Annotated in this window: 21 protein-coding genes; 11 read left to right on the top strand and 10 right to left on the bottom strand. The window is 63.6% G+C overall.

The features are described 5' to 3' along the window. The 4 genes from NKH70_RS10385 to NKH70_RS10400 form a co-directional block, all read right to left on the bottom strand. Entirely contained in the window at positions 1-834 is an 834-nt protein-coding gene (locus tag NKH70_RS10385) for an ABC transporter permease (protein ID WP_352913933.1), read from the bottom strand. 17 nt (positions 835-851) lie between these two features. Then, a complete protein-coding gene (locus NKH70_RS10390; protein WP_352913934.1) occupies positions 852-1,967 on the bottom strand; it encodes an ABC transporter substrate-binding protein in 1,116 nt (371 codons plus the stop codon). A gap of 67 nt (positions 1,968-2,034) precedes the next feature. After that, positions 2,035-3,129, bottom strand: a complete 1,095-nt coding sequence (locus NKH70_RS10395; RefSeq protein WP_352489941.1) for an ABC transporter ATP-binding protein — start codon at positions 3,127-3,129, stop codon at positions 2,035-2,037. Positions 3,130-3,381: 252 nt separating this feature from the next. Next, positions 3,382-4,269, bottom strand: a complete 888-nt coding sequence (locus NKH70_RS10400) for a LysR substrate-binding domain-containing protein (protein WP_254819437.1) — start codon at positions 4,267-4,269, stop codon at positions 3,382-3,384. Between the two features lie 75 nt (positions 4,270-4,344). Between NKH70_RS10400 and NKH70_RS10405 the strand changes: the two genes are divergently transcribed. Beyond that, positions 4,345-5,937 (top strand): zinc-binding metallopeptidase family protein, encoded by a 1,593-nt coding sequence (locus tag NKH70_RS10405; protein WP_352913984.1) that lies wholly within the window; start codon positions 4,345-4,347, stop codon positions 5,935-5,937. A gap of 34 nt (positions 5,938-5,971) precedes the next feature. After that, on the top strand, positions 5,972-6,904 hold the full coding sequence (locus NKH70_RS10410) for a dimethylarginine dimethylaminohydrolase family protein (RefSeq protein WP_353025206.1): 933 nt from the start codon (positions 5,972-5,974) through the stop codon (positions 6,902-6,904). 79 nt (positions 6,905-6,983) lie between these two features. Here the strand turns inward: NKH70_RS10410 and NKH70_RS10415 are convergent, their stop codons facing one another. After that, positions 6,984-7,991 carry an ornithine cyclodeaminase family protein gene (locus NKH70_RS10415; protein WP_352913940.1) on the bottom strand — a complete coding sequence of 336 codons (1,008 nt, stop codon included), beginning with the start codon at positions 7,989-7,991 and terminating at the stop codon, positions 6,984-6,986. A gap of 159 nt (positions 7,992-8,150) precedes the next feature. Between NKH70_RS10415 and NKH70_RS10420 the strand changes: the two genes are divergently transcribed. After that, the gene (locus NKH70_RS10420; protein ID WP_023720584.1) at positions 8,151-8,612 is read left to right on the top strand and encodes an Lrp/AsnC family transcriptional regulator; all 462 of its coding nucleotides are present in this window, start codon (positions 8,151-8,153) and stop codon (positions 8,610-8,612) included. Positions 8,613-8,718: 106 nt separating this feature from the next. Here NKH70_RS10420 and NKH70_RS10425 read toward each other — a convergent pair whose 3' ends face one another. Together NKH70_RS10425 and NKH70_RS10430 are read right to left on the bottom strand one after the other, a co-directional pair. Further along, positions 8,719-9,102: a YybH family protein gene (locus NKH70_RS10425; protein ID WP_352636015.1), complete on the bottom strand. Its 384-nt coding sequence runs from the start codon at positions 9,100-9,102 to the stop codon at positions 8,719-8,721. A 160-nt stretch (positions 9,103-9,262) separates the two neighbouring features. Then, the gene (locus NKH70_RS10430; protein WP_352913943.1) at positions 9,263-10,012 is read right to left on the bottom strand and encodes an SDR family NAD(P)-dependent oxidoreductase; all 750 of its coding nucleotides are present in this window, start codon (positions 10,010-10,012) and stop codon (positions 9,263-9,265) included. 96 nt (positions 10,013-10,108) lie between these two features. On the opposite strand from NKH70_RS10430, the gene NKH70_RS10435 reads away from it, so the two are divergent. After that, on the top strand, positions 10,109-11,002 hold the full coding sequence (locus NKH70_RS10435) for a LysR family transcriptional regulator (RefSeq protein ID WP_353025208.1): 894 nt from the start codon (positions 10,109-10,111) through the stop codon (positions 11,000-11,002). 73 nt (positions 11,003-11,075) lie between these two features. On the opposite strand, the gene NKH70_RS10440 is transcribed toward NKH70_RS10435, so the two are convergent. Next, entirely contained in the window at positions 11,076-11,498 is a 423-nt protein-coding gene (locus tag NKH70_RS10440) for a VOC family protein (protein WP_352977338.1), read from the bottom strand. Positions 11,499-11,715: 217 nt separating this feature from the next. Between NKH70_RS10440 and NKH70_RS10445 the strand changes: the two genes are divergently transcribed. Then, positions 11,716-12,918: an MFS transporter gene (locus tag NKH70_RS10445; RefSeq protein WP_352913951.1), complete on the top strand. Its 1,203-nt coding sequence runs from the start codon at positions 11,716-11,718 to the stop codon at positions 12,916-12,918. A 121-nt stretch (positions 12,919-13,039) separates the two neighbouring features. Here the strand turns inward: NKH70_RS10445 and NKH70_RS10450 are convergent, their stop codons facing one another. Beyond that, the gene (locus tag NKH70_RS10450; protein ID WP_352913954.1) at positions 13,040-13,942 is read right to left on the bottom strand and encodes a sigma-70 family RNA polymerase sigma factor; all 903 of its coding nucleotides are present in this window, start codon (positions 13,940-13,942) and stop codon (positions 13,040-13,042) included. A 204-nt stretch (positions 13,943-14,146) separates the two neighbouring features. Here NKH70_RS10450 and NKH70_RS10455 point away from each other — a divergent pair, with 204 nt between their 5' ends. Further along, positions 14,147-15,553 (top strand): MFS transporter, encoded by a 1,407-nt coding sequence (locus NKH70_RS10455; RefSeq protein ID WP_352718230.1) that lies wholly within the window; start codon positions 14,147-14,149, stop codon positions 15,551-15,553. Between the two features lie 55 nt (positions 15,554-15,608). Here NKH70_RS10455 and NKH70_RS10460 read toward each other — a convergent pair whose 3' ends face one another. Next, positions 15,609-15,890, bottom strand: a complete 282-nt coding sequence (locus NKH70_RS10460; protein ID WP_352913956.1) for an ATP-binding cassette domain-containing protein — start codon at positions 15,888-15,890, stop codon at positions 15,609-15,611. A 223-nt stretch (positions 15,891-16,113) separates the two neighbouring features. Between NKH70_RS10460 and NKH70_RS10465 the strand changes: the two genes are divergently transcribed. The 5 genes from NKH70_RS10465 (at position 16,114) to NKH70_RS10485 (ending at position 22,551) form a co-directional block, all read left to right on the top strand. Further along, the gene (locus NKH70_RS10465) at positions 16,114-17,307 is read left to right on the top strand and encodes an acyltransferase family protein (RefSeq protein WP_353025211.1); all 1,194 of its coding nucleotides are present in this window, start codon (positions 16,114-16,116) and stop codon (positions 17,305-17,307) included. 2 nt (positions 17,308-17,309) lie between these two features. After that, positions 17,310-18,413 carry a glycosyltransferase family 2 protein gene (locus NKH70_RS10470; RefSeq protein ID WP_352977339.1) on the top strand — a complete coding sequence of 368 codons (1,104 nt, stop codon included), beginning with the start codon at positions 17,310-17,312 and terminating at the stop codon, positions 18,411-18,413. Between the two features lie 6 nt (positions 18,414-18,419). Then, positions 18,420-19,448: a glycosyltransferase family 2 protein gene (locus tag NKH70_RS10475; RefSeq protein WP_502908340.1), complete on the top strand. Its 1,029-nt coding sequence runs from the start codon at positions 18,420-18,422 to the stop codon at positions 19,446-19,448. Positions 19,449-19,457: 9 nt separating this feature from the next. Next, complete coding sequence (locus NKH70_RS10480; protein WP_502908341.1) at positions 19,458-21,242, top strand: ABC transporter ATP-binding protein; 1,785 nt, start codon at positions 19,458-19,460, stop codon at positions 21,240-21,242. Positions 21,243-22,332: 1,090 nt separating this feature from the next. After that, positions 22,333-22,551 (top strand): hypothetical protein, encoded by a 219-nt coding sequence (locus tag NKH70_RS10485; protein WP_352718238.1) that lies wholly within the window; start codon positions 22,333-22,335, stop codon positions 22,549-22,551. The last annotated feature ends 12 nt before the right edge of the window (positions 22,552-22,563 follow it).

Consider the following 22,563-nt stretch of genomic DNA (forward strand, 5'->3'; position numbering starts at 1 on the left):
CTACACCAATTGCTTTGGTCTGATATAGCGGAACAGCAGCGCCATCAGCGCGCCGACGAACAGCACCAGCACCACGCTGATCGCGGCGCCCAGGCCCCAGTCCGGGCTTTGGAAGATGCGGAGATAGATCAGCTCGGCGATCATCACGCTGCGGCCGCCGCCGAGGATCGCCGGCGTGACGAAGAAGCCGAGGGAAAAGACGAAAACGATCAGCGCCGAGCCGATGATGCCGGAGCGGGTCATCGGCACGAACACCGACCAGAAGGTGCGCATGCGGCTGGAGCCGAGGCCGCGCGCAGCAAGCAGCACACGGTCGTCGAGGCTGCGCATCGATGAGGCCAGCGGAAACACGGCGAAGGGGATGAGGAAATGCGTCATGCCGACGATGACGCCGAACTCGTTGCGCACCAGCGCCAGCGGCTCCGAGATGAAGCCGACCGCCTGCAGCCAGGTGTTGATCAGGCCGCGATTGGACAAAAGCGCCACCCAGCCGAAGGCGCGCGTCAGCACCGAGATCCAGAACGGCACCAGGATGCAGAACTCGGCCACGACGCGCTGCACCGGCGTGCCGCGCACCCAGACAACGGTGATGGCGTAGGCGGCGGCAACCGAAACGATCGTCACGATCGCCGCGATGCGCAGCGTGCGGATGAAGACCGACTGCACCAACTGATCCGTGAGCAGCGCATTGTACTGCCCCAGCCCCGGCGTGGGCAGGGTGAAGCTCCATTTAACCACGCCAAGGAATGGCCAGGCGTAGGCCAGCACAAGAAAGATGAGCAGCGGCGCCATCAACAGCGCCGCGCCCATCCTGTCGGAGAGGTATGCTCTCATCCGGTTATCCCGGCTCGTCAGGCGGAGATGATCTTCGTGTATTCGTCGAGTGCCGCCCCGTAGTTCTTGGCGTACCAATCCATGTCGAGCGGGATCTGCTTTTTCATGTTCTCGGGATCGACGGGGTTGATGCGCTTCTTGTCGGCGGGGATCAGCGCGTCGGCGGCCGGGTTGGCCGGACCCTGGCCGAGCTTTTCGAACATGATGAGTTCCTTCTCCGGGTCCTGGGTGCTGGCGATGAACTTCATCGCCGCGTCCTTGCCGCCGGGATTGCCCTTGAGCACGGCGAGCGCGCCGGGCGAGATCAGGCCCTGGTCCCAGATGAACTTGATCTTGCCGCCGGAATCCTGCTCGATCAGCGAAGCCCGGGTCGACCAGACGATGGCCATCGAGGCCTCGCCATTGAGCAGCACACTCTGGCTTTCGGCGCCGCCACCCCAATAGGCGACGACGTTCTCCTTGAAGGCGGCGATCTTGTCATGCGCGCGCTTGAGGTCGAGCGGGTAGAGCGAGGCCGGCGCGATGCCGTCGGCAAGCAGTGCCGCTTCCCAGCTCGACACGCCCCATTTGTAGAGCGAGCGCTTGCCGGGGAATTTTGCCACGTCGAAGAAATCGGCCATGCCGGTCGGTGCCTGGCTGCCGTATTTCTCGGCATCGTAGGCGATGACGTAGGAGAAGAAATAGGTCGAGGCGGCGTATTCCCAGCCGAAGCCCTCTCGCATCTTCTTCTTGTCGACGATCGCATAGTCGATCGGCTCGAGCATGCCTTGGGCGCCGAGCGTGATCGCCGAGAACGGGTCGACGTCGACCAGGTCCCAGGTCGGGGCGCCGCTCTTGAACTGCGCCGCGATCGCGCCTTCGGTCGGGCCGGAGCCATCCATCTTGACGACAATGCCGGTCTCTTTGGTGAAGGCCTGGCCGTAAGCGGCATCATAGGCGGTGATGGCGTCGCCGCCCCAGTTGACCAGCACCAGTTCCTTCGCCGCGGCAAAGGCGCCGGTCGAGCGCAGCAGCATCGGCGTGCCGGCCAGCACCAGCCCTGCCAGCTGCGTGAACTGCCGGCGCGAGATCTCGCCGCGCACTGCCCTGGCGGATAGCGCCTCGATGGAATTTTTCTTGGTTTGGTTTGTCATGTCAGTTCCCCTTTTTTGTCGTTGATATTTCCCGAAAGTCAGCGTGGCGAATTCGCCACGCTGATCGTCATTGTCCTCCGTCCGGAAGGAGGAAACCCTTTTCCGCCGGCCATGTCAGCCAGACGGAATTGCCCTTGCTGAGTGCGGAGGCGGCGACCTCGTTCGGCACCGACACCGTCACCTTGGCGCCCTGGCGCGTCGTCAGATCGAGCCGCGTTGCAGCACCGAGATAAGTCGAGGCGACGGCGGTCGCGGCAATGCCGTTCTCGCCCGCTGCCGCTTCCGGCGCGATCGACATGTATTCGGGCCGGATCGCCAGGATGGCGTCGCCACGGACCTTCTCGGCCTTGCAGCGCATGCTGATGGCGCGGTCTTCGCAGACGCCCGTCGAGCCATTGTCGGCCGGGCGCACGCCCTTCAGCGGCAGCATGTTGATCTCGCCCAGGAACTCGGCGACGAAGCGGTTGTCCGGCCGGTCGTAGACCTCGTCCGGTGCGCCGACCTGCAGCAATTTGCCATGGTTGAAGATGGCGACGCGCGACGACAACGCCAGCGCCTCGCTCTGGTCATGGGTGACGAAGACGAAGGTGGTGCCGGTCTCCTGGTGCAGCCGCTTCATCTCGGCCTGCATCTGCCCGCGCAGGCCCTTGTCGAGCGCCGAAAACGGCTCGTCGAGCAAAAGCACACCAGGCTCGAACACCAGCGCCCGCGCCAGCGCGACCCGCTGCTGCTGGCCACCGGACAATTGCGACGGCAGTTTCTTCTCGTGGCCCTTGAGCCCGACGCGCTCGATCATTTCGCCGACGCGGCGCTTGATCTCGGCCGCCGATTTCTTGCGCACCTTGAGTGGGAAGGCAATGTTGGCCTCGACCGACATATGCGGGAACAGCGCGTAGCCCTGGAACACCATGCCGGCGGCGCGCTGCTCGGCCGGCCGCTCGGTGATGTCGACGCCGTCGCTGTAAAGGCGACCGTCGGTCGGCTGAATGAAGCCGGCAAGGATCATCAGGAAAGTGGTCTTGCCGGAACCGGAGGGGCCGAGCAGGGTGAGGAACTCGCCACGGCCGATATCGAGCGTCAGATCGTCCAGCGCACGGAACGAGCCGAAGCTCTTGCCGATCCCGATTGCCTTGATCTCTGCGGCCCGGCCGGGTTGCTGCATCCTGCCCTTTCCTTAGCGTAGGCGAAATCGTAGGCAGGGCGGCGGCTCACCGCAACCGAATAGTTTTCGCCTGATCGGCAAATTTGATTCATCTATGCGCCAATCTCCCCCCTCAAGGGGGAGATGTCGCCGAAGGCGACAGAGGGGGTCGCTTCGCTTGAAGTGCCAACCTCCTCTGCAGCAGCAGGCCGAGCCCAGTTGGACCCACCCCCTCTGGCCGCTTCGCGGCCATCTCCCCCCTGAGGGGGGAGATTAACGCTGGTTCTCGGACAGCTTCGACCTCAGCCATCTCCCAAACGCCTCCAGCACCGGATGCGCCGCCTTGGCGTGCTCGGAAACCAGAAAATACGAGCGCGGGGAGTTGATCGCTATGTCGAAGGGGCGGACCAGCCGGCCTTCGCTCAGTGCCCGGCCGCTGGTCAGCTCGTCGCCCATGGCGATGCCCTGGCCGGCGATCGCCGCCGAAAAGACCAGGTTCATATCGGAAAAGAAGATGCCGCCTTCCGGGTCGGGGTTCTCGACCTTGGACAGCGCCAGCCAGCGCGCCCAGTCCTCGGTGTCACCGAGATGCAGGAGATTTGCGCGCAACACGTCTGCCGGCTTGGAGAAGCCGCCGATCTTGTTGAGCAGGGTGGGGCTGCACAGCGGCGTGAACGAGATTTCGCACAACAGCTCGACCGCGCGGTTCGGCCAGTTGCCGACGCCAAAGGCGATGAAAGCGTCGGCCTCGGCATTGCTGACGTCATCGAGGCGGCGCGGCGTCAGGATGCGCAGCGCGACGTCGGGATACATCTGCCGGAATTCGCCTATGTGAGTGCACAGGAAAAGCGAGGCGAAGCCAGGGGTGCAACTGACACTGAACGAGCCGCCGACGCCGGTGCCGGCATGGCGCGTCACCGCGTCACCCAACACCGTCAGCGCCTTGCGCACATCGCTGGCATAGCGCTGGCCGCGCGGGGTGAGCGCTACGCCCTTGCCGATGCGCTCGAGCAGGTCGAAGCCGAGATCGCGTTCGAGCAGGCGAAGCTGATGGCTGACTGCGCTGCGGGTCAGATGCAGTTCGTCGGCGGCGCGCCAGACGCTGCCATGGCGGGCAAAACTGTCGAGGGCGCGCAGCGCTTGAGTGGAGGGAATTCGCAAGAGGTGAACCGAATTTGCATGAGCCGGGAAAACATATCACTTTTTGGCGGGGCGCTTCACTGCTTTCTTTCCGCCATGGAGAAACCGGTGACCTCGGCGCAAGCGACCGCGCTTGCCTGTCTGGACGACATCCAGCCGTCGCTGTCGGCGTGGACGCGGACCATCTTCGACTTCGGCGAGACCGCCTGGCGCGAATACCAGTCGGCGGCCTGGTATGTGGAGCAGTTGAAGCACGAAGGCTTTTCGGTCGAGGAAGGCTCGGGCGGCATGCCGACCGCCTTCTGCGCCCACTGGACCAATGGGACCGGCCCGACGATCGGCATGTATGCCGAGTACGACGCGGTGCCAGGCAATTGCCAGGATGCGGCGACGGTGAAGCGACCGCGTCCGGGCCTCGGCGAACAGGCCGGCGGCCACACCGATCCGCATTCCGGCCTCGGCATTGCCAGCCTCGGCGGGCTGCTGGCGACCAAGGCGGCAATGCAGCGCCACGGCATATCAGGCACGCTGCGCTTCACCGGCGAGCCGGCGGAGAAGGTGAGGGGATCGAAGCCGATCCATGCCGCGAAGGGCTATTACGATGGGCAGGCGGGCATGATCTCCTTCCATCCCTTCTACATGCTGCCGCTGTGCAACACGGCGCGCTGGGACACGCATTGCGGGGCGGCCTATGCGATGATCTACCGCTTCATCTGCGACGAGCCGGAACACTGGGCGAGGGCGGCAGGCAACGCAGCGCCCATCCCGCAGGCGCATTCGGCGGTCAGGGCGCCCGGCGCCAATGACGCGCTCATGATGATGTACATGGCGTCCAAGGCGCTGCGCGATTCCATGCTGCCGCATCAGGGCGGCTGGTCGATCAGCGAGGCGATCCTGACCGCCGGGCAGGCGACCGCCGACAATCTGCCGGCCGGGCTGGCCGAGATCCAGTATATGATCCGCGTGCCGACGGTTGCGATGGCCGAGCAGGTGACCGCCATGCTCGACCGCAATGCGGAGGCCGCCGCCAGGATGAGCGGCTGCCGCCATGAGCGGCACTGGGTGTCGAAGTCGCGGCCGGGGCTGGCCAATCATGTCATGGCCGGCATTGCCTTCGACGCGCTGGCGGCTGTCGGGCCGCCGCGCTGGGACGAGACGGCCAAGGCGATCGCCCGAGAAATCCAGGTCAATGCCGGCGGCGAGGCAACCGTCGAGCCGTTCATCGCCGAGCTGGAGCAGCTGATTGCGCCGCAGGCGGCCGAGGCGCTGCTTCGCCTCGATCTGCCGCCATCTCAGCTCAATTCGACTTCAGACGACTACACCGACATGTCGTGGCATACGCCGACGGCAAGGGTCTATGTCGCCCGCCCGGCACTGCGCTCGGAGAATGGTCACGCCTATCCGGCCTGGGCGATGAATGCGCTGGGCGGCATTTCCGCGACCATCGACCCGATGGTCATCTGCGCCGCAAAGACCATCGCGCTCGCGGCACTTCGCCTGTTGGAAGACGAGGCCGCGCGCGACGCGGCGATGGACGAATTCGTCGCCCGCACCGGCGGTGGTATCGGCGGCTCGAACTGGATCGCGCCGCTCTGCGACTACGAGCCGCCGATCGGCTTTCGCTGGCCGGAATATGTCACCACCCCGCGCGGACGGGATTGGTGGATACCAAGCAACCAAGCCGCATGATTAACCAAGCCGCCCCCTTCACGAGGAGAACCCCATGACCGTCCATGACCGCATCGTCGCCGAGCCGTTTTCGCTGCAGCGCCGCAACCCGGCCGGCGGCACCAAGCCGCTGACCGCCTGGGGCTTCGCCAACGAGACCGATGTGCTGACCGACGTGCTGCTCGGCTCGCCGAATTTCCTGCGCCATCTCTCGACCAGCTCGCTGTCGCGAAAACATCTGCGCGAGGCGCCTTGCAACGTCCAGATCGCGCAGGCGCAGCACAAGGACCTGGCCGCCGCCTATGAGCATTTCGGCGTCAACATCCACTGGCACGAGCCGACGCCGGAGCTGCCGATGCAGGTCTATTCGCGCGATTCCAGCGTCATGACGCCCTACGGCGCCATCATCACCGCCATGGCCCAGTGGTGGCGGCGCGGCGAGAACTACGCGGCGATCCGCACCCATGAGAAGCTCGGCATTCCGATCTACGACATGGTCACCGCCGGCACCTTCGAAGGCGGCGACTTCAATGTCATCGAGGATGGCGTGGTGCTGATCGGCTGCGGCGGCGCCCGCACGCAGGAGGAGGGCGCGCGCCAGGTGCAGGCCTGGTTCGACAAGGAGGGCTGGGAGACCCGCATCGCCTTCATCGACGAATATTACGTCCATATCGACCTGATGGTGGTGCCGATTGCGGAAAAGTTGACCGCCGTCTGCCTTGCTTGTACGGAGCCGGGCATCGTCGACTGGCTGAAGGGCAAGGGCCACGAGATCATCGACGTGCCGTTCCAGGACACGATGGCGCTCGGCTGCAACTTCATGTCGCTCGGCAAGGACAGGGTGATCGCGCCAACCTCGAGCCAGACGCTGATCGGCCAGCTCAAGGCGCGCGGCTTCGAGGTCGCGGCCATCGACATGAGCGAGATCTCGAAGACCGGCGGCGGCATCCACTGCATGGCGCAGGCATTGAAACGCGAGCCGGCCTGAGAGGCCGCCTTTAGCCCGGCCGCTTCCGCGAAGGGGCCATTGTCAGGAAGGTCGATCCCGCCTGGCTCGCGGCACGCGCCTACAGCACGATGAGCTTTCCCTTGCGCAGGCGCTTGGCGCAACGATAGGCGAGATCGGCGGCGACCATATCTTCCATCGCAATGCCCATCGCCTTGTAGGTGGTGATTTGTTGATTGGAAACGCGACCCGGCGCGCGGTCGAGCAGCATGGCGCCAAGCTCGGTGCCGAAATCCGGGTCGAAGCCGGCAAGCTCGCAAGAACCGACCGGGGTCGGTTTGAACGCATCCTTGGTTTCGACAAAAAGACTGGATTTGCCGATGAGCTCGATCGGCATTTCTCCGCCGGGCGGCGCCACCCCGACCGACGAGACATGCGTGCCCGGCTGGACCCAGCCTGCGTCGATCACCGGCTGGTAGGAGTGGGTCGCCAGGCACACCACGTCGGAACTGCGCACCGCCGCCTCGAGGTCGGCGACCGCCACCACCGACGGATGCAGCCGGGCAAGTGCTGCCGCATCGTCGAAGCTCTTCGAAGCGACCCGGATTTCGGCAAAGTCGCGCACCAGCGGCAACAGATGCAGGTGTTGGTTGGCCTGCACGCCGGCGCCGATCACTGTCGCTATCCTGGCATCCCGGCGGGCAAGCGCGCGCACCGACAGCACGGCGGAGCCGGAGGTTCGCACCGCGGTTATGAAGGTGCCATCCATGATGCAGACCGGCAGGCCGGACAGCGGATCGAACAGGCTGATGGTGGCGAGATGGCTGGGCAGGTTCTTGGCCAGGTTGGCTTCGAAGACATTGACGATCTTGACGGTCAGGTTCATGCCCTCCATCCAGGCCGGCATGGTGAGACTGTAGCCGGCTCCGGGGATGTCGAGCTGTGGTCGGGGTGGATTGACGACCTTGCCTTGTGACAGCGCCTTGAAGCCGTCTTCCAGGACATCGAGAAGCTGGCTGAGGTCGATGCACGCCATCACGTCGGCTTCGCTCAGCACCAGGATTTCGGTCGCTCCCTTGCTGATTTCCGCCGCACTCTTGCCGGCTGGGTTGAACGCTTCCTTGGTCATCCTGCACTCCTGTGTTCGTCGAAATCGGCTCACCACATCTGCTTTGAGTGGGTGCCGGAAACGCAGGCTATTGCGAGGTTTTATATGATGAAATACGTTGATTTTGGCATCTCTGCGTGAAATCAGCACATAAATCCCTGAGATAGAGTGGATTGTGAAATGGACGACCTCGACCAGATAGACCGCAGCCTGCTCCGGCTGCTGCAGGAGGATGGGCGCCGGACGACGCTTGATCTTGCCGGGCGTGTCGGGCTGTCGCCGACCGGAACCAGCCAGCGGGTGAAGCGCCTGTTCCGCGACGGGTTCATCACAGCGGTCAGGGCTATGCTCGATCCGCGCAAGGTCGGCAGGGGAACGCTGGTGTTCATCGAGGTCCGGCTTGACCACACGGCGCCGCATGTCTTTGACCGCTTCGCCGAAGCCGTGGCGAAAGCCCCGGAGGTTCTGGAGTGCCATATGGTGGTTGGCGGTTTCGATTATCTGGTCAAGGCGCGGATCGCTGAAATGGCGGTGTTCCAGGATTTCCTGCAGCGGGTTATTCTGCCTCTGCCCGGCGTGCGCGAAACACACACTTTCGCCTCCATCGCCGATGTCAAACCGAATGCCCTCTTGCCGGTGTGATCAGATGGAGGAGGAGAATGCTGTTCAGGGCGACCTTGAACGCATCTTCGCCACCTTATCGCTCCCCCTGGCGCGCCTTCCGGTGCAGAGATGCCGGAGACCGGCTCTAGCCTTGCGCGGTCAGCAAGTTTGCGTCGCGCGCGAGCCGCCACGCACCATCGGCCTCCTTGCGCAGGAGCGTCAGCGCATATCCCGATCGATGGACCGGCTCCCCATTCGGCGGGGTCGCGGTCATGTCGATGCGGCTGCGGATGAAAGCCCAATTGCCGAGAAGCTGTAGTTCCACGATATCGCTCGTGCCGTCGATATGAACGCCGGCCGTCTCCTGCGCGGCCGCCGCGAAGATCTCCTTGTCAAAGGGTTCCCTGCCGGGAACCATGAAGATCGCGTCGTCCGTCATTAAACTGAGGACGGTCGCGATGTCTCCACGCTTGCTTGCATCCATCCACGTCCCGACCAGCTTTCGGATTGCTTTTTCGTCGTCCGTCATCCGTTACCTCCCTGGCATTGCGCCATCATCGATGGCGCACGGCGCTCCTCCCTCGCCGAAACATAGGGCTTAGATCGCTGTCGTCATCGATTGCGGTGTTCCTCGACGTCGCGCGGCGTGGGGCATGGTCCGTGAAACAGCAGGTCCGCGGCCTCCATGCCTATCGCCAGCCGCCCGAGGCGGTGATGCGCTCGCCGGTCAGCCATGACGCCTCGTCGGAAGCGAGGAACACCGCGACGCGGGCGACGTCGTCGGGCAGGCCGAAGCGGCCGAGCGGGGTCATGGCGACGATCTGTTTTTCGAATTCGCTGCCGACAATGCCGATGCGTGCGAGGCCTTCGGTATCGACGCCGCCGGGCGCGATGGCGTTGACGCGGATATTGCGGGCGCCGAGCTCCCGCGACATCGACAGCGTGATCGTGTCCACCGCACCCTTGGTGGCGGCGTAGACGAGCGAATTCGGCTGCGGATTGCGGCTGGCGACCGAGCTTATGTTGATGATGCTGCCGCCGCCCGGGCCAAAATGCTTCACTGCTTCTTGCGTGGTCAGAATGATGCCCAACACATTGGTGTCGAACTCACGGTGAAACTCGGCCTCGGTCACCGCTTCCAGCGGCTCGAATGCGAAGACGCCGGCATTGTTGACCAGTATATCGAGCCCGCCAAACTCCGATTTTGCCACTTCGAAAAGACGACACACGTCGGCCGCTTGCGACACGTCGCCTCGGACGGCGAGGGCGCGGCCGCCACGGTCCTCGATCTCGGCGACGATCCGCTCGGCGCCTTCTCGCGACGAGGCGTAGTTGACGATCACTGCGGCGCCGGCCGTGGCAAATCTCTTGGCAATGGCGGCGCCGATACCCTTGGATGCGCCGGTGACGATGGCGACCTTGCCGTTCAGCTTGCTCATCAATCTCTCCTTTGTCGACGATGAGCGGTATCTAATGGTGATCAAAAAGCGTATTAGGATGCCTACGCTCCGTTCTTTCGTGCCTGGAATTCCGGAATGACCACCATCCTCGAAAAGACCGCCGGTCTCGTCGCCTTCGTCCGAACCGTCGATGCCGGCTCGTTCCATGCCGCCAGCCAGCTGGTCGGCTCCAGCCCGTCGGCGGTGTCGAAAAGCGTGGCGCGGCTCGAGCGCCGGCTCGGCGTCAGGCTGATCCAGCGCTCGACGCGTCGGCTCGGGCTGACCAGCGAAGGCCTCGCCTATTACGAGCGGGTGGCGCCGCTGCTCAGGGCACTGGATGATGCCGAGGACATTGTCCAGATGGCCGATACGGCGCGCGGCCTGCTGCGCGTAACAGCGCCGGTCGAACTTGGGCGCGGCCTGATCGCCGCATGGGCGCAGGCGTTCCTTGCGCAGCATGGCGAAGTAAAACTCGAGCTCAGCGTCACCGACCGCCACGCCGACCTGATCCGCGAAGGCTATGACGTTGCTGTGCGCATGGGGCCGCTCTCAGACACCGGGCTCGTCGCGCGCAAGATCGCCAATCTGCCGATCGTGCTGGTGGCCTCGCCGGCCTATGTCGAGCGGCGCGGCCGTCCGGCATCGGTCGAGGATCTGGCGAACCATGACTTCATCCGTTACCAGATGGCTGGCCGGCCCTATCCCATCGCCTTTGCCGACGGTACGGTGATCGTGCCGGTTGGGCGGTTAGATACCGACGACGGCGGTGCCATCCGCAATGCGGCACTTGCCGGCGCCGGCATCGCGCATCTGATGCGGTTTGCGGTGCAGGACGATCTCGACTGGGGCCGCCTGGTCCGCATCCTGCCCGAGGTGGCGATGCCGACCATGCCGGTGCACATCGTCCATGCCTACGGGCGGCAGTTGCCGGTCCGGGCGCGGCTGTTCGTCGACTTCCTGGCGGGCCAAATGGCGGCACTGACGCGATAGGGCGGGGCGGAATGACCTCCGCACCCGATCCGACGCCGTCGCAAGCAAGATTCTTGCCCCCATCACCCGATCATCAGAACGTGATCTTCACTGACTCGGCGCTGCGGTTGGCCGGGCCGTGATGGACGGCCTCGATGTTGTTGCCGTCGGGGTCGAGCAGGAAGGCGGCATAGTAACCAGGGTGATAGTGCTGCCGCTCGCCCGGCGCACCATTGTCGGTGCCGCCGGCCTCAAGCCCGGCCTTGTAGAAGGCATCGACCATCGCACGGTCCTTTGCCTGGAAGGCAAGGTGATGGCGGCCGGTCAGCTTTCCCTGGGCTGCCGGGCTGTCGGGGCTGGAGATGAACAGCTCGTCGGCCCAGAAATAATAATTGCCGGCGCCACCGATCGGTACGCCGAGCACGTTGAGAACCGCCTCGTAAAAGCGCCGGCTGGCCGAAAGATCCCTGACCACCAACTGGATGTGGTCGATGAGACGGCCGCGATGAAGTTCCATGCCCGATAGCTCCTGATCGCCAGGCTGGAAATCTAGCTCAGGACGATGCACGGTCAATGGAATGGAACAATTGAGCGGCGCAATTTCCTGACTGGATAAAAAATGCAACCGGATTGTCGGATTCAAAAGTTGTCCAACGTCCTTCGGACGCAAGCGGCTCGGCGAAGCTCGAAAAGGTCGTGCCGTATCAACGCTTCCGGCATGGGAGAAAATTGAAATGAGCCTTCCCTATCGTTGGGTTATCGTCGCGGCTGGCGCGCTGATGACCTGTGTCGCCCTCGGGGCGATGTTCTCGCTGGCGATCTTCCTCGAACCGATGGCGCTCGACACACAATGGTCGCGCGCCGGCATATCGAGCGCGATGACGCTGAACTTCCTGGTGATGGGCCTCGGCGGCTTCGCCTGGGGCGCCATTTACGACCGCTTCGGCGCCCGCATCGTCGTCCTGACCGGCGCCGTGCTGCTCGGCCTGGCGCTGGTCCTGGCCAGCCGCACCGGTTCGCTGCTCGTTTTCCAGTTGGCCTACGGCGTGCTCGTCGGCCTCGCGGCAAGCGCCTTCTTCGCGCCGATGATCGCGCTGACCTCCGCCTGGTTCGACACGAACCGCAGCCTTGCGGTCTCGCTGGTCTCGGCCGGCATGGGCGTGGCGCCAATGACCATCTCGCCCTTCGCCCGCTGGCTGATTTCGGCCTACGACTGGCGCACCGCAATGTTCGACATCGGCATCACGGCGTGGGTGCTGCTACTGCCGGCCGCGCTTCTGGTGCGCCAGCCGCCCAAGCCCGCTGCCGACGGCGCTGCCCCAAGCGTTGCCGCCGGGGGTGCCGGCATGACGGTTCCGCAGGCGCTGCGCTCGCCGCAATTCATCGTGTTGGGACTGACCTTCTTTGCCTGCTGCGCAGCGCATTCCGGGCCGATCTTCCACATGGTGAGCTATGCAATGCTGTGCGGCATAGCGCCGATGGCGGCGGTCAGCATCTACAGCATCGAGGGCCTGGCAGGGCTGGGTGGCCGGCTGCTTTACGGCGTGCTTGCCGATCGGCTGGGCGTCAAGCCGGTGCTGATCACCGGGCTGGCCATACAGGCCGTGGTCATCGCCGCCTATCTGGCGGTTAGTGAGCTTGGTCAATTCTACACACTCGCCGTCATCTTCGGCGCCACCTATGGCGGTGTCATGCCGCTCTATGCGGTGCTGGCGCGCGAATATTTCGGCCAGCGCATCCTCGGCACGGTGTTCGGTGCCGTAACCATGCTGTCCAGCCTCGGCATGGCTTTCGGCCCGCTCGCCGGCGGCATGGTGTTCGATGCCTATGCCAGCTATTCCTGGCTGTTCATCGGCTCGGCTCTTGTCGGGCTTGGCGCGATGGCGATTGCGATCGCCTTCCCGCCGCTGCCGCGCAGGGAGTTGCAACCGGCTTAAAGCTGGATCGGCGGAAAAGGGCGGCCGCTTGGATGACAAGCGGCCGCGATCCAAAATAGCTGGTGCGTTTCCAAGGAAGCGGGCTGGCCCGTGCTCGGTTCGATATTCTGAAAGAGAATTGCTATGCTTGCAGGGCCACCACCTCGGCGCCATCAAGCGTGTAGCGCGCATAGCGGAAATCGCGAATTCTCGCCAATCTGTCGCCCGCCCATTCCAGCAGGATAAAGTATTTTGGCCCTCCGGCCGAGTCGTCCGGGTCGATCACCAGAATGGCTGGGCGCCGATCGACCACGCCTGGAAGCAGCCGCCAATCGTGGATACCCGCGTAATTGTGGAAGTACCGGCCCACTTTCGTGCGGCCGCTCGCCCGGAGCCGGTTGACGAGGTCAAGCCGCACGTCCTCGGCCAGCATGTCGCGGATCGCATCGAAGTCGCGGGCGTTGAACCGCTCTACATAGGCTGCCAGACGCGCCCGCTCGGGCTCGGCCAACAACGGCACTGGCCTATCGTCAGGCTCGCCGGCGACCTCGCGCAGGCGCAGACGGCCGCGATGCAGTGCGGCTTTCACCGCCGGAACGCTGCTGTCGATAATGTTGCCGATTTCTTCGATCGTATAGCCGAGCACATCCATGAGGATGACGCTGCTACGCTGCGCCGCGGGCAGGCGCATGAAGGTCTGCAGGCTTGCGGCTGCAGTGTGTCGACCCTCGGCCGACATGCCGGGGTCAGGTATCATGTTGATATCCTCGATGGCATGCGCGGCATCCACCCTGGCGCGACGGCGTAGGTGGTCGAGCGCTGCATTGTGCGCGATGCGGAACAGCCAGCCCTCGACATTGGCTATCGGCCCGGTCCCGGGGAACGCCTCGAGCGCCTTGACCGTAGCTTCTTGGACGACATCCTCGGCATCGATCACCGAACCGGTCATGCGGGCGCAATAACGGTGCAGTTTCGGCCGCAATTCGCCGAGCAGCCGGTCAAATGGCTCCCGTCCTTCTGGCGTGCCGGGTGCGGATCCGGTCATCGCACAAGGGTCGATTTCATGCATATCTCCCAGGCAGAGGCGCCCGCCATCGGGCGCAGCGTCCTATAGACGCTCGACGATGGCAAAAGGATTCGGTCGAAAAAACTTTCTTTGGCTGGAATCCTTTGGTGATGCCTCCGCGTCTCTGCAGCGTGGGCCCGCGAACCTGGCGGGCTCTCTGTTCGAGCCGGAGGCGCCATAATCATGAGCAAGCAAAGTGCGGCATCAACGAAGGTCTGGGTTCTCGCCCTCACGTCGATAGGCTCCTTGATGGTCGTTCTCGACGCGATGGTCGTCGCGACCGCATTGAGTACGATGCGGGTCGAACTCGATGCCTCGCTGGAGACGCTGCAATGGACGATGAACGCCTATAATTTGAGCTTTGCCGTCCTGCTCATGACCGGGGCGGCGCTCGGTGACAGGTTTGGCCGACGCCGCATCTTCATCGCCGGATTGGCGCTGTTCGTCGCAGCGTCCGTTGCCTGCGCGCTCGCTGGAAATGCCGGATTGCTGATCGCCGCCCGCGCGGTTCAGGGCGCGGGTGCCGCAATGGTCATGCCGTTGGCAATGGCGCTTCTGAGCGTCGCCTTTCCTCCGGAGGAACGAGGCAAGGCGCTGGGGATATTCAGCAGCATCACCGGCCTGGCCCTGATCATCGGTCCGATGGCGGGCGGTGCGATCTCCGAAGGCCTCTCCTGGCACTGGATCTTCTGGCTCAATGTTCCGGTCGGCATCGTTCTCATCCCGCTGGTGATGCGTCGGATTCCGGAGAGCCACGGGCCGGGCACGGCAATCGATGTCCTCGGCGTCGTGCTGGTAACTGCGGCGGCATTTGGAGTGGTCTGGGGTCTGATGCGCGGCAACATCGTGGGCTGGAGCAGCTCTGAAGTGCTGACGGCGCTGGCGGCCGGGCTGCTTCTCGCCATCGCATTCGTCCTTTGGCAGTTGCGTACCCGTGAGCCCATGCTGCCTTTGCGGTTCTTTCGGGCGCGCGCATTCTCCTCGGGCGTAGGTGCGAACTTCCTGCTCTGCGCCGCCATGTACGGCCTCGTATTCCTGTTGCCGCAGTTTCTGCAGTTTTCCCAGAGCCGTGGGCCGCTCGGCGCCGGCATGGGATTGCTGCCCTGGACCGCCACGCTTTTTGTAGTTGCACCGATCGCCGGCAGCCTGATCAATCGCGTCGGCGAGCGCTGGCTTGTCGTGGCCGGATTGATCCTGCAGGCAGCCGGAATGGCTTGGCTGGCGCAGATCGCAGCACCTGATCTGCCCTATATCCAGCTAGTCGCCCCGCTGATCATTACCGGTGCCGGCGTATCGATGGCCATGCCTGCCGCGCAGAATGCGGTTCTCAATGCGGTCGCGCGGCCGGAAGTCGGTAAGGCTGCCGGCACATTCAACACATTCCGCTTTCTGGGCGGTGTGTCGGGGATCGCGATCGCCGGTGCGGTGTTCGCCGGGACCGGAAGCTTCGCGTCTACACATGCCTTCAGCGATGGTTTCACCTCGGCAATCGACGTCTCCGCCCTGTTCTCGCTCGCCGGTGCACTCGTCGGAATGGGGCTCCCGGAGCGTCGCACAGTGGGGCTCGCGAATGCCAGCAAGGAGGCGTAGCTCAGAGGCGGGAAGCTTGCGTGTGAGTGGGTGCCGCGAAGCGGGTCCACGCCTTCTACTGCCCGGCGGACGCGAGGGCGCCGCTCGCCATGAGGCTCCACAGCTGGTCGGCGCTAAGGTGCCTGGCGGATCCGTCATAGGCCACGCGTCCAAGGCTGAGAACCACGATCCTGTCGGCCAGCGCCCGCACCGTGGAGAGATCGTGTGTGACGAGGATGACGCCGGTGCCGCTGGCGGCGATCGAACGGATGAGCTTCACGCGTTCCGTGATGACGGCAAGCTTGCTGCATCGCAGCACATTCGACACTGATATCGGCAGGCCAAGGTAGGGCGCCAAAAACCGTCAGAAATGGACAATTCAGGCTGTTTCCTGCAGTTTTTGAGCCTCTATTAGCCGCGCCTCACGTTCCTGTTTCAAATGTGTCAACTTTTTGTGTTGCGTTGCACAATGGTGGCCCTATTCTGCGTGAGGGGGGCGCTTCCGATTGGAAATGCGCCGTGAACGACGCCGCCATGTTGACCGATTGGCAGTTTCGCCGTCCCGCCGGCGTACGCCGCTAATGGGAAATGCGCGCGACACCCAATTGGACGCGCTGAGGGCCATCGCCGTGACGATGGTGCTGTACGCCCACTTCTTCGCGGTCGGCGGGTCCTCGTTCTGGGGCCATATCGGCGTGCGTCTGTTCTTCGTGCTGAGCGGCTTTCTGATCACGCGACTGCTGCTGGAAGCCAGAGCGGCCGCCGAATTCGAAACCGGACCGGCGCTGAAATCCTTCTATATCAGGCGAGCGCTGCGGATATTCCCGCCCTATTTCGCCGTGCTGGGTTTTGTCTGGCTGGTGGACCTGGAGCAGTCCAGAGGATCGCTGGTCTGGCATGCGCTCTATCTGTCGAATTTCTGGTACGCAGCGCAGAATGAATGGACGCCCTGGCTGCTCTGCCATTTCTGGAGCCTGAGCATCGAGGAGCAGTTCTACATCGCCTGGCCGCTGATCGTCCTGCTGGCGCCGCGCCGGCGCCTGGAATCGATCTGCATTGGCGTTATCGTGCTGTCGCTGGCCTATCGGTTTTATTGGCCGATCGCTGGAACGCCCGGTTTGGCACGCGACCTGCTGCCGCCGGCGTCAATGGACGCATTGGCGTCCGGTGCGCTGCTTGCCGCCTATCGGTCAAGAGCTGCCGGCTTGCCGCAATGGCTTCGAGCTGGCTGGCCGGGGCTCGCGGTGGCGTTTTTCGTTCTGCAGTGGTTTGCGCCGGCGCCGGCAAATCCGGTGCAGGAATGGGGCCTCTGGCTGCTGTTGCAGATCCTGCCTCTCGTACCGCTGGTGGTCATCGTTGCAAGCTGTTCGACAGGCGTTGGCGGCTATATCGGAAAAGGTCTCGAACTGCCGCCGCTGCTTGGCCTTGGCCGCATCAGCTACGGCGTCTATCTCTACCATCCGATAGTGCTGGCGTTGGTCGTCAAGTCGCAGCCCTGGATCCCGCTCAACGTCTCGGAACAAGGGCCGGGACAGTTCCTGGTGGCGGGAACGGCGACGCTCATGCTGGCCTCGGTCTCGTGGCTGCTTTTCGAGATGCCGCTCAACAGCCTCAAACGCCACTTCCCCTATGTTGCCCGGAGAGACCGCGCCGGCTTCCCGGCAGGCATCGACACGACCAATGCCGGATGGCTCGCGGCTGGAGCGTATCTGGGCAAGCCGCTTGATGGCGCATCACGCTTGCCACGCAAGCTGCAACGAACCGATCGGAGCTGATCATGGCTGCTCCCTTGGTGTCAGTTCTGCTGCCGATCTACAATGCGGGACCTTACCTCGCCGCCGCGCTGGGCAGCGTCCTGCGGCAGGATTACGAGCGTGTGGAGGTCATCGCCATCAATGACGGCTCGACGGACAACTCGCTGCAGATCCTGCAGAAATATCGCCAGGCCGACAGCCGCATCTCGATCATCTCACGCGAAAACCGTGGCCTGATCGCAACGCTCAATGAAGGCTTGGCGGTGGCCCGCGGCGATCTGGTCGCCAGGATGGATGCCGACGACATCGCCTATCCCCGGCGCCTGTCGCGACAGGTCGCGCTGTTTAACCAGCAGCCTGACCTTGCGCTGTGCGGTGCAGGCTTCGACACCTTGCTCGGCAACCGCGTCGTCAGGGGGTCGCCCGATCCGATATTCCAGGACAATAGCCTGCGGATATTGTCGATGTTCTTCACGATCTTCATGCATTCCACGGTGGTATACAACAGGAATGTCATAGAAGAAGACGTTCTATATTATGACACGAGCTACAAGCATGCCGAGGATTTCGACCTGTTCAGGCGGCTGACCGACCGCTACCCGGCGGCCATGATCCCCGAAAGTCTGATCGCCTATCGTATCCATGACGACAGCGTGACCAACAGGCACAAGCGCGAAATGCGCAGGACGCATTTGAAGATCGTCGCCGAGAACCTAGAGCGCGAAGGGCTCGCACAAGGGACGCAAGGCCTCCGCGACATCGGTGAGGTCCTGTCGATGGGCACGGTTCGCCGTGCCGCCGAATGGATCCTTGCGCTGGAAGAAAGGATTGCCGGGCTGCCGGCCGAGACGAGGCCGAGCTACCAGGCTGGCACGCTGAACCTGTTCTATTTCCTCTATCAGTTGATATCGGGGGAAAGACAGCCGCTGCTGATGCACGAATTCCTGACACGGACGGCGAAATGGAAGCTCATCCGGCGCCGCGAGCAGTACGTGTTTCGCACCGGTGCCTTCGCGCCGCGCTTCAGTCTCGCCTCGATGTCGGTCACCAGGCAGGTGGATGCCCTGTCGCGGTATCTGCAGTCCGTGCCGGCCGCGGCGGTTTTGCCTTCCCCTGAGTTGAGCTAGCAACGCATGTTCGTCAAATCGCACCAGCTCCAGCAGCGCGGCCGCTCGACGGTGCCGGCGGCCATGTCGCCGCAGCCGCAGCAAGGACCGGCGCCGGCGGTCAGCTTCATCGTCTGCACACGCGACCGTGTCAGCGTGCTCGAGCCTTGCATAAAGTCGATCCAGGCCGCGTGCCGCGCCTACCCTGCCTTCTCTGCCGAACTGGTGGTTGTCGACAACGGCTCGACCGACAGCACGGCCAAACGGCTGGCCAGCATCGCCGAACTTTCGGACATTCCGTTCACGGCTATTCGCGAACCACGACCTGGACTGGCGGCCGCCCGCAATGCCGGGCTGGAGCGGGCGCGGGGCCGCGTGCTGGTCTTCGTCGACGATGATTGTGCGGTCCACAAGGATTATCTGCGCGATCTGCAGCGGCACTATGCGGCCGGCGAACGGGTCATCCGTGGCGGCCGCGTAGAGATCGGCGATCTCCGCGACCTGCCGTTCACGATCAAGCGGTCGCCGGTGCGCGCGCGGCTTACGCCGGATGTCCATCCCGGCGGCTTCGTACTCGGCTGCAACATGACGATGCACCGCGATGTTGCCGCCCGCATCGGCCGTTTCGACGAACGCTTCGGCGCCGGCGGCCCGCTGCGCTCGGCGGAGGATACGGACTATCTGGTGCGGGCGGTGCTGCTTGGGATTCCGGTCGAATATGTGCCCGACATGACCATCTATCACCATCACGGCCGGCGCGACCGCAAAGCCATCGAAAAGCTGCATCGCGACTACAGCATGGGCAATGGCGGGCTTTGCCTGAAACATATCCGGTACGCGCCGTGGCTGCTTCGCCATTTCTACTGGTCTATGAGGGCGGCCTTACGCGAACTGAGGAAAGGCCCGCTGTTCGACCGCGAACTCAAGCTGTCGCACTGGCCGATCATCGGCATGAATCTGCTCGGCGCGGCCAAGTTCGCGGTGCTTTTGCTGGCGAAATCGCCAAAGACAACGGAAGTGCGACAGGAGCAACAGGCAAATGCCGAGGCGAGGTGATCCGCTATCATGCGACTGATGCCGCCCAGCCTGCCGATGCTGCGCCGCGCGCTCGGGCAAAAGCAGTTGCGCCTGCTTCCGGCCGTGGTGGTGCTCGGGCTGCTCAGCGCCGCGCTCGAAGGTTTTGGTATCGGCCTGATCATCCCGTTGCTGAACATAATCATGGGGCAGGGGCAGACCGGCATGGCCGGCTTTTCCGCCGTCTTCCAGCATGTCGGAGCGAGCCTGAGCGAGCGCGACCGGCTGATCGTCATATCGGTCGCCATCCTCGGCTCGATCGTTCTGAAGAATCTGTTCGCCTTCGCCAACACGCTGCTGACCACCTTCATCTATGGCAAGGCCAGCCATTCGATCCGCAGCGCGCTGTCGGAGCAGTTGCTTAGGGTAGGCTACCCGTTCTTCCTGCAGCAAAGCCCTGGACGGCTGCTCAACATCATCTCCAACGAATCCTGGCGGGCCTCGGATGCCATCCAGATCACGCTTGGGGCAATCGTTAACGCGTCGGCCGCAATCATCCTCCTGACCTTCCTGCTGCTTCTATCGTGGCAGATGACGTTGCTGGTCACGCTGGGGCTGGCGCTGGTGCAGGTCGCGCACGCCATGCTGTCGGCAAATCTGAAGGCGCCGAGCCGCAGCGTCGCCTCCCGCAACAGCCAGCTCGCATCGCAGATGCTGCATCTGGTGCATGCCGGGCGGCTGATCCGCATTTTTGGCCAGGAGCAACGCGAGAAGGCGGCATTCGACCGTGCATCGGATGCAGTGCGCCGGGCGGCGTTCGTGCTTTTGACGCGTCAGGGAGCATTGCCGCCGCTGACCGAAGTTCTGCACGCCATGCTGTTCCTGGCGGTGGTGATCGGCGCCTGGTTCGCCGATGTCAGCTTCCCGCTGATCGTCGCCTTCGTCATCCTGCTCTACCGGCTGCAGCCCTATATGCGGTCGTTGCAAATGGCCTGGAGCCAGCTGCAAGGCCTGAGCGGGTCGCTGGAAGAGGTGACGTGGATGCTGGACCCGTCCGACAAGCCCGCGCCGCCGCAAGGTGACGCGGCGTTCCCCGGGCTCAGCCAGGGCATCAAGTTCGAGGACGTCACCTTTACCTATTCCGGTTCGGAACAGCGCGCGGTGGTGCTGCATGCGGCGAGTTTCGACCTCCGCAGCGGCCGCTCGACGGCGCTGATCGGCCGCTCGGGCGCCGGTAAGACAACGATCGTCAATCTCCTGTGCCGCTTCGTCGAACCGGACAGCGGCAGGATCCTCGTCGATGGATTGCCGCTCGACCGTATCGACCCCAGCCAATGGCGAAAGCACATCGCGCTCGCCAGCCAGGAGTTGGAGCTGGTCGACGGCACCATTTTCGACAACATCATCTACGGCCAGGACGCGGCCTCGGCCGACGACGCCGAGCGCGCGGCAAAACTGGCCGAAGCGCATGATTTCATCGAGCAGCTGCCGCAGGGCTACAGGACCGTCGTCGGCTACCGGGGCGTCAATCTCTCGGCGGGCCAGCGGCAGCGGATCGCGCTGGCCAGGGCCCTGGTGCGCGATCCCGATATCCTCATCCTCGACGAAGCCACCAATGCAGTGGACGGGCTGTCGGAAGCGGCGATCGTCGAGACGCTCAAGTCGCGGGCCGGCCGCCGCACCACCATCGTCATCAGCCATCATCGCAGCACCATCTCGTTCTGCGACGACGTGGTGATCCTGAGCAACGGCCGCGTGAAGAAGCAGGCACCTTTCGCCGCGCTTGCGACGCTCAGCATGGACGAGCTTTACCAGCACGAGGCGCTGGAGGGCTGAGGGCGACCCCGCTGCGTGCGGCCGCTGGGAGGTCGTCCTTTTCGGATGTCAAGCCAGGTCAAGCATCTCAGGGGCAAGGAAGACCTCCGCCCTCACTAAAGGATTTCTGGGATGATGAGTGATCCCGAGCTTACCCGCTTTCGATCTGGAGCGTACAGAACCAAGGGTCCGCCCGCCAAATCCAGCAATGGCAGGCAGACCCTAATCAGCGCATGAAGGGACTGATTCTGCGCCGATTTCTCCTCGAGGAGATGACGCCATCAACTGAAGACGGCCGCAGTTGTTCCCGGCGCCGGCTGTACACGAGACCATTGCGCAGGCAGGTCAGACTTAGGTCCTATTAACGGGCATCGCTGGCTGTGAGTGAACATCGGATCGGCTCGGTGGTAGCGAAACTTCGGCCGGAGGTCGACGCAGGCATTGGGTTCCGGGGCATGATCGGCTCGGCGCTGATCAAGGGCGGCGATCGATCGCCGCACGGCTGCTGCGGAGGGGCGCTTGCATTCCTGCGGAATACGCATCCAATCCGGCGCCAAATGAAGCTGTCCCAAGCGTTAGGGGCTCAGCGGTCGTCAAGCTGTTGCTAATATACAGCACAGGCAGCGCTCTATGAACGGCGTCGCTTGGAACCCCTACCTCCGACCAACCGTTAGTGTCACAATGACGAACCAAAAAGTGAGGCTGACGATGGACCCGCTGCAAAACAACACGTTGGAGATCTGGTGTCTTGCGGCCGTTCCGCTGTCACTGCTCCTTACGGTGTTATTAGCCGGATTTATTCTCTAGCCGAACCCGACGAGGCCGGCTTTGCGGACCGGGCCTGGAAGATGAAAATGACTGCCATTAGGCACGGTAGGCGTCGCGGACACCCCGTGGCACCAGGCCGTGGCAGCCTTTTCCAACGTTGCCATCATAATCGGCTCTTTCGACCGGTCCGGTCCGCGGCGATTGCTCGCGGCCCCGTTGCGAGGGCGAGCATCCGAGCTCGTACGTTTTTTACACAATCTCTGATTGGTGGACTCGCCCGCCGCCATCGACGTTAATTTTGCGTTAGCGACTGGAGGGGGAGATCGCTAACGGGAGGAAGAAAATGAAAGAAAACTACGATCTGACGATCGACTATGACGACCAGCCTTACGACAACAAGCCTTACGATCTAGCCACATTCGCAAGGAAGCACGGGCTCAACATTCGAGCCGCCGAGCTTCTTCTTTTCGCCAAAGGCCCGTCTCGAGCGGCCTGCGATGCCGCGGCGAGGGCTTTTCTGGCGGCAGTCGCCGCACAAGCTATGAGACAATCGGCGCGGTAGGTCTCACAAAAC

The sequence above is a fragment of the Mesorhizobium sp. M0991 genome, assembly GCF_040318915.1.
Lineage (GTDB): Bacteria > Pseudomonadota > Alphaproteobacteria > Rhizobiales > Rhizobiaceae > Mesorhizobium.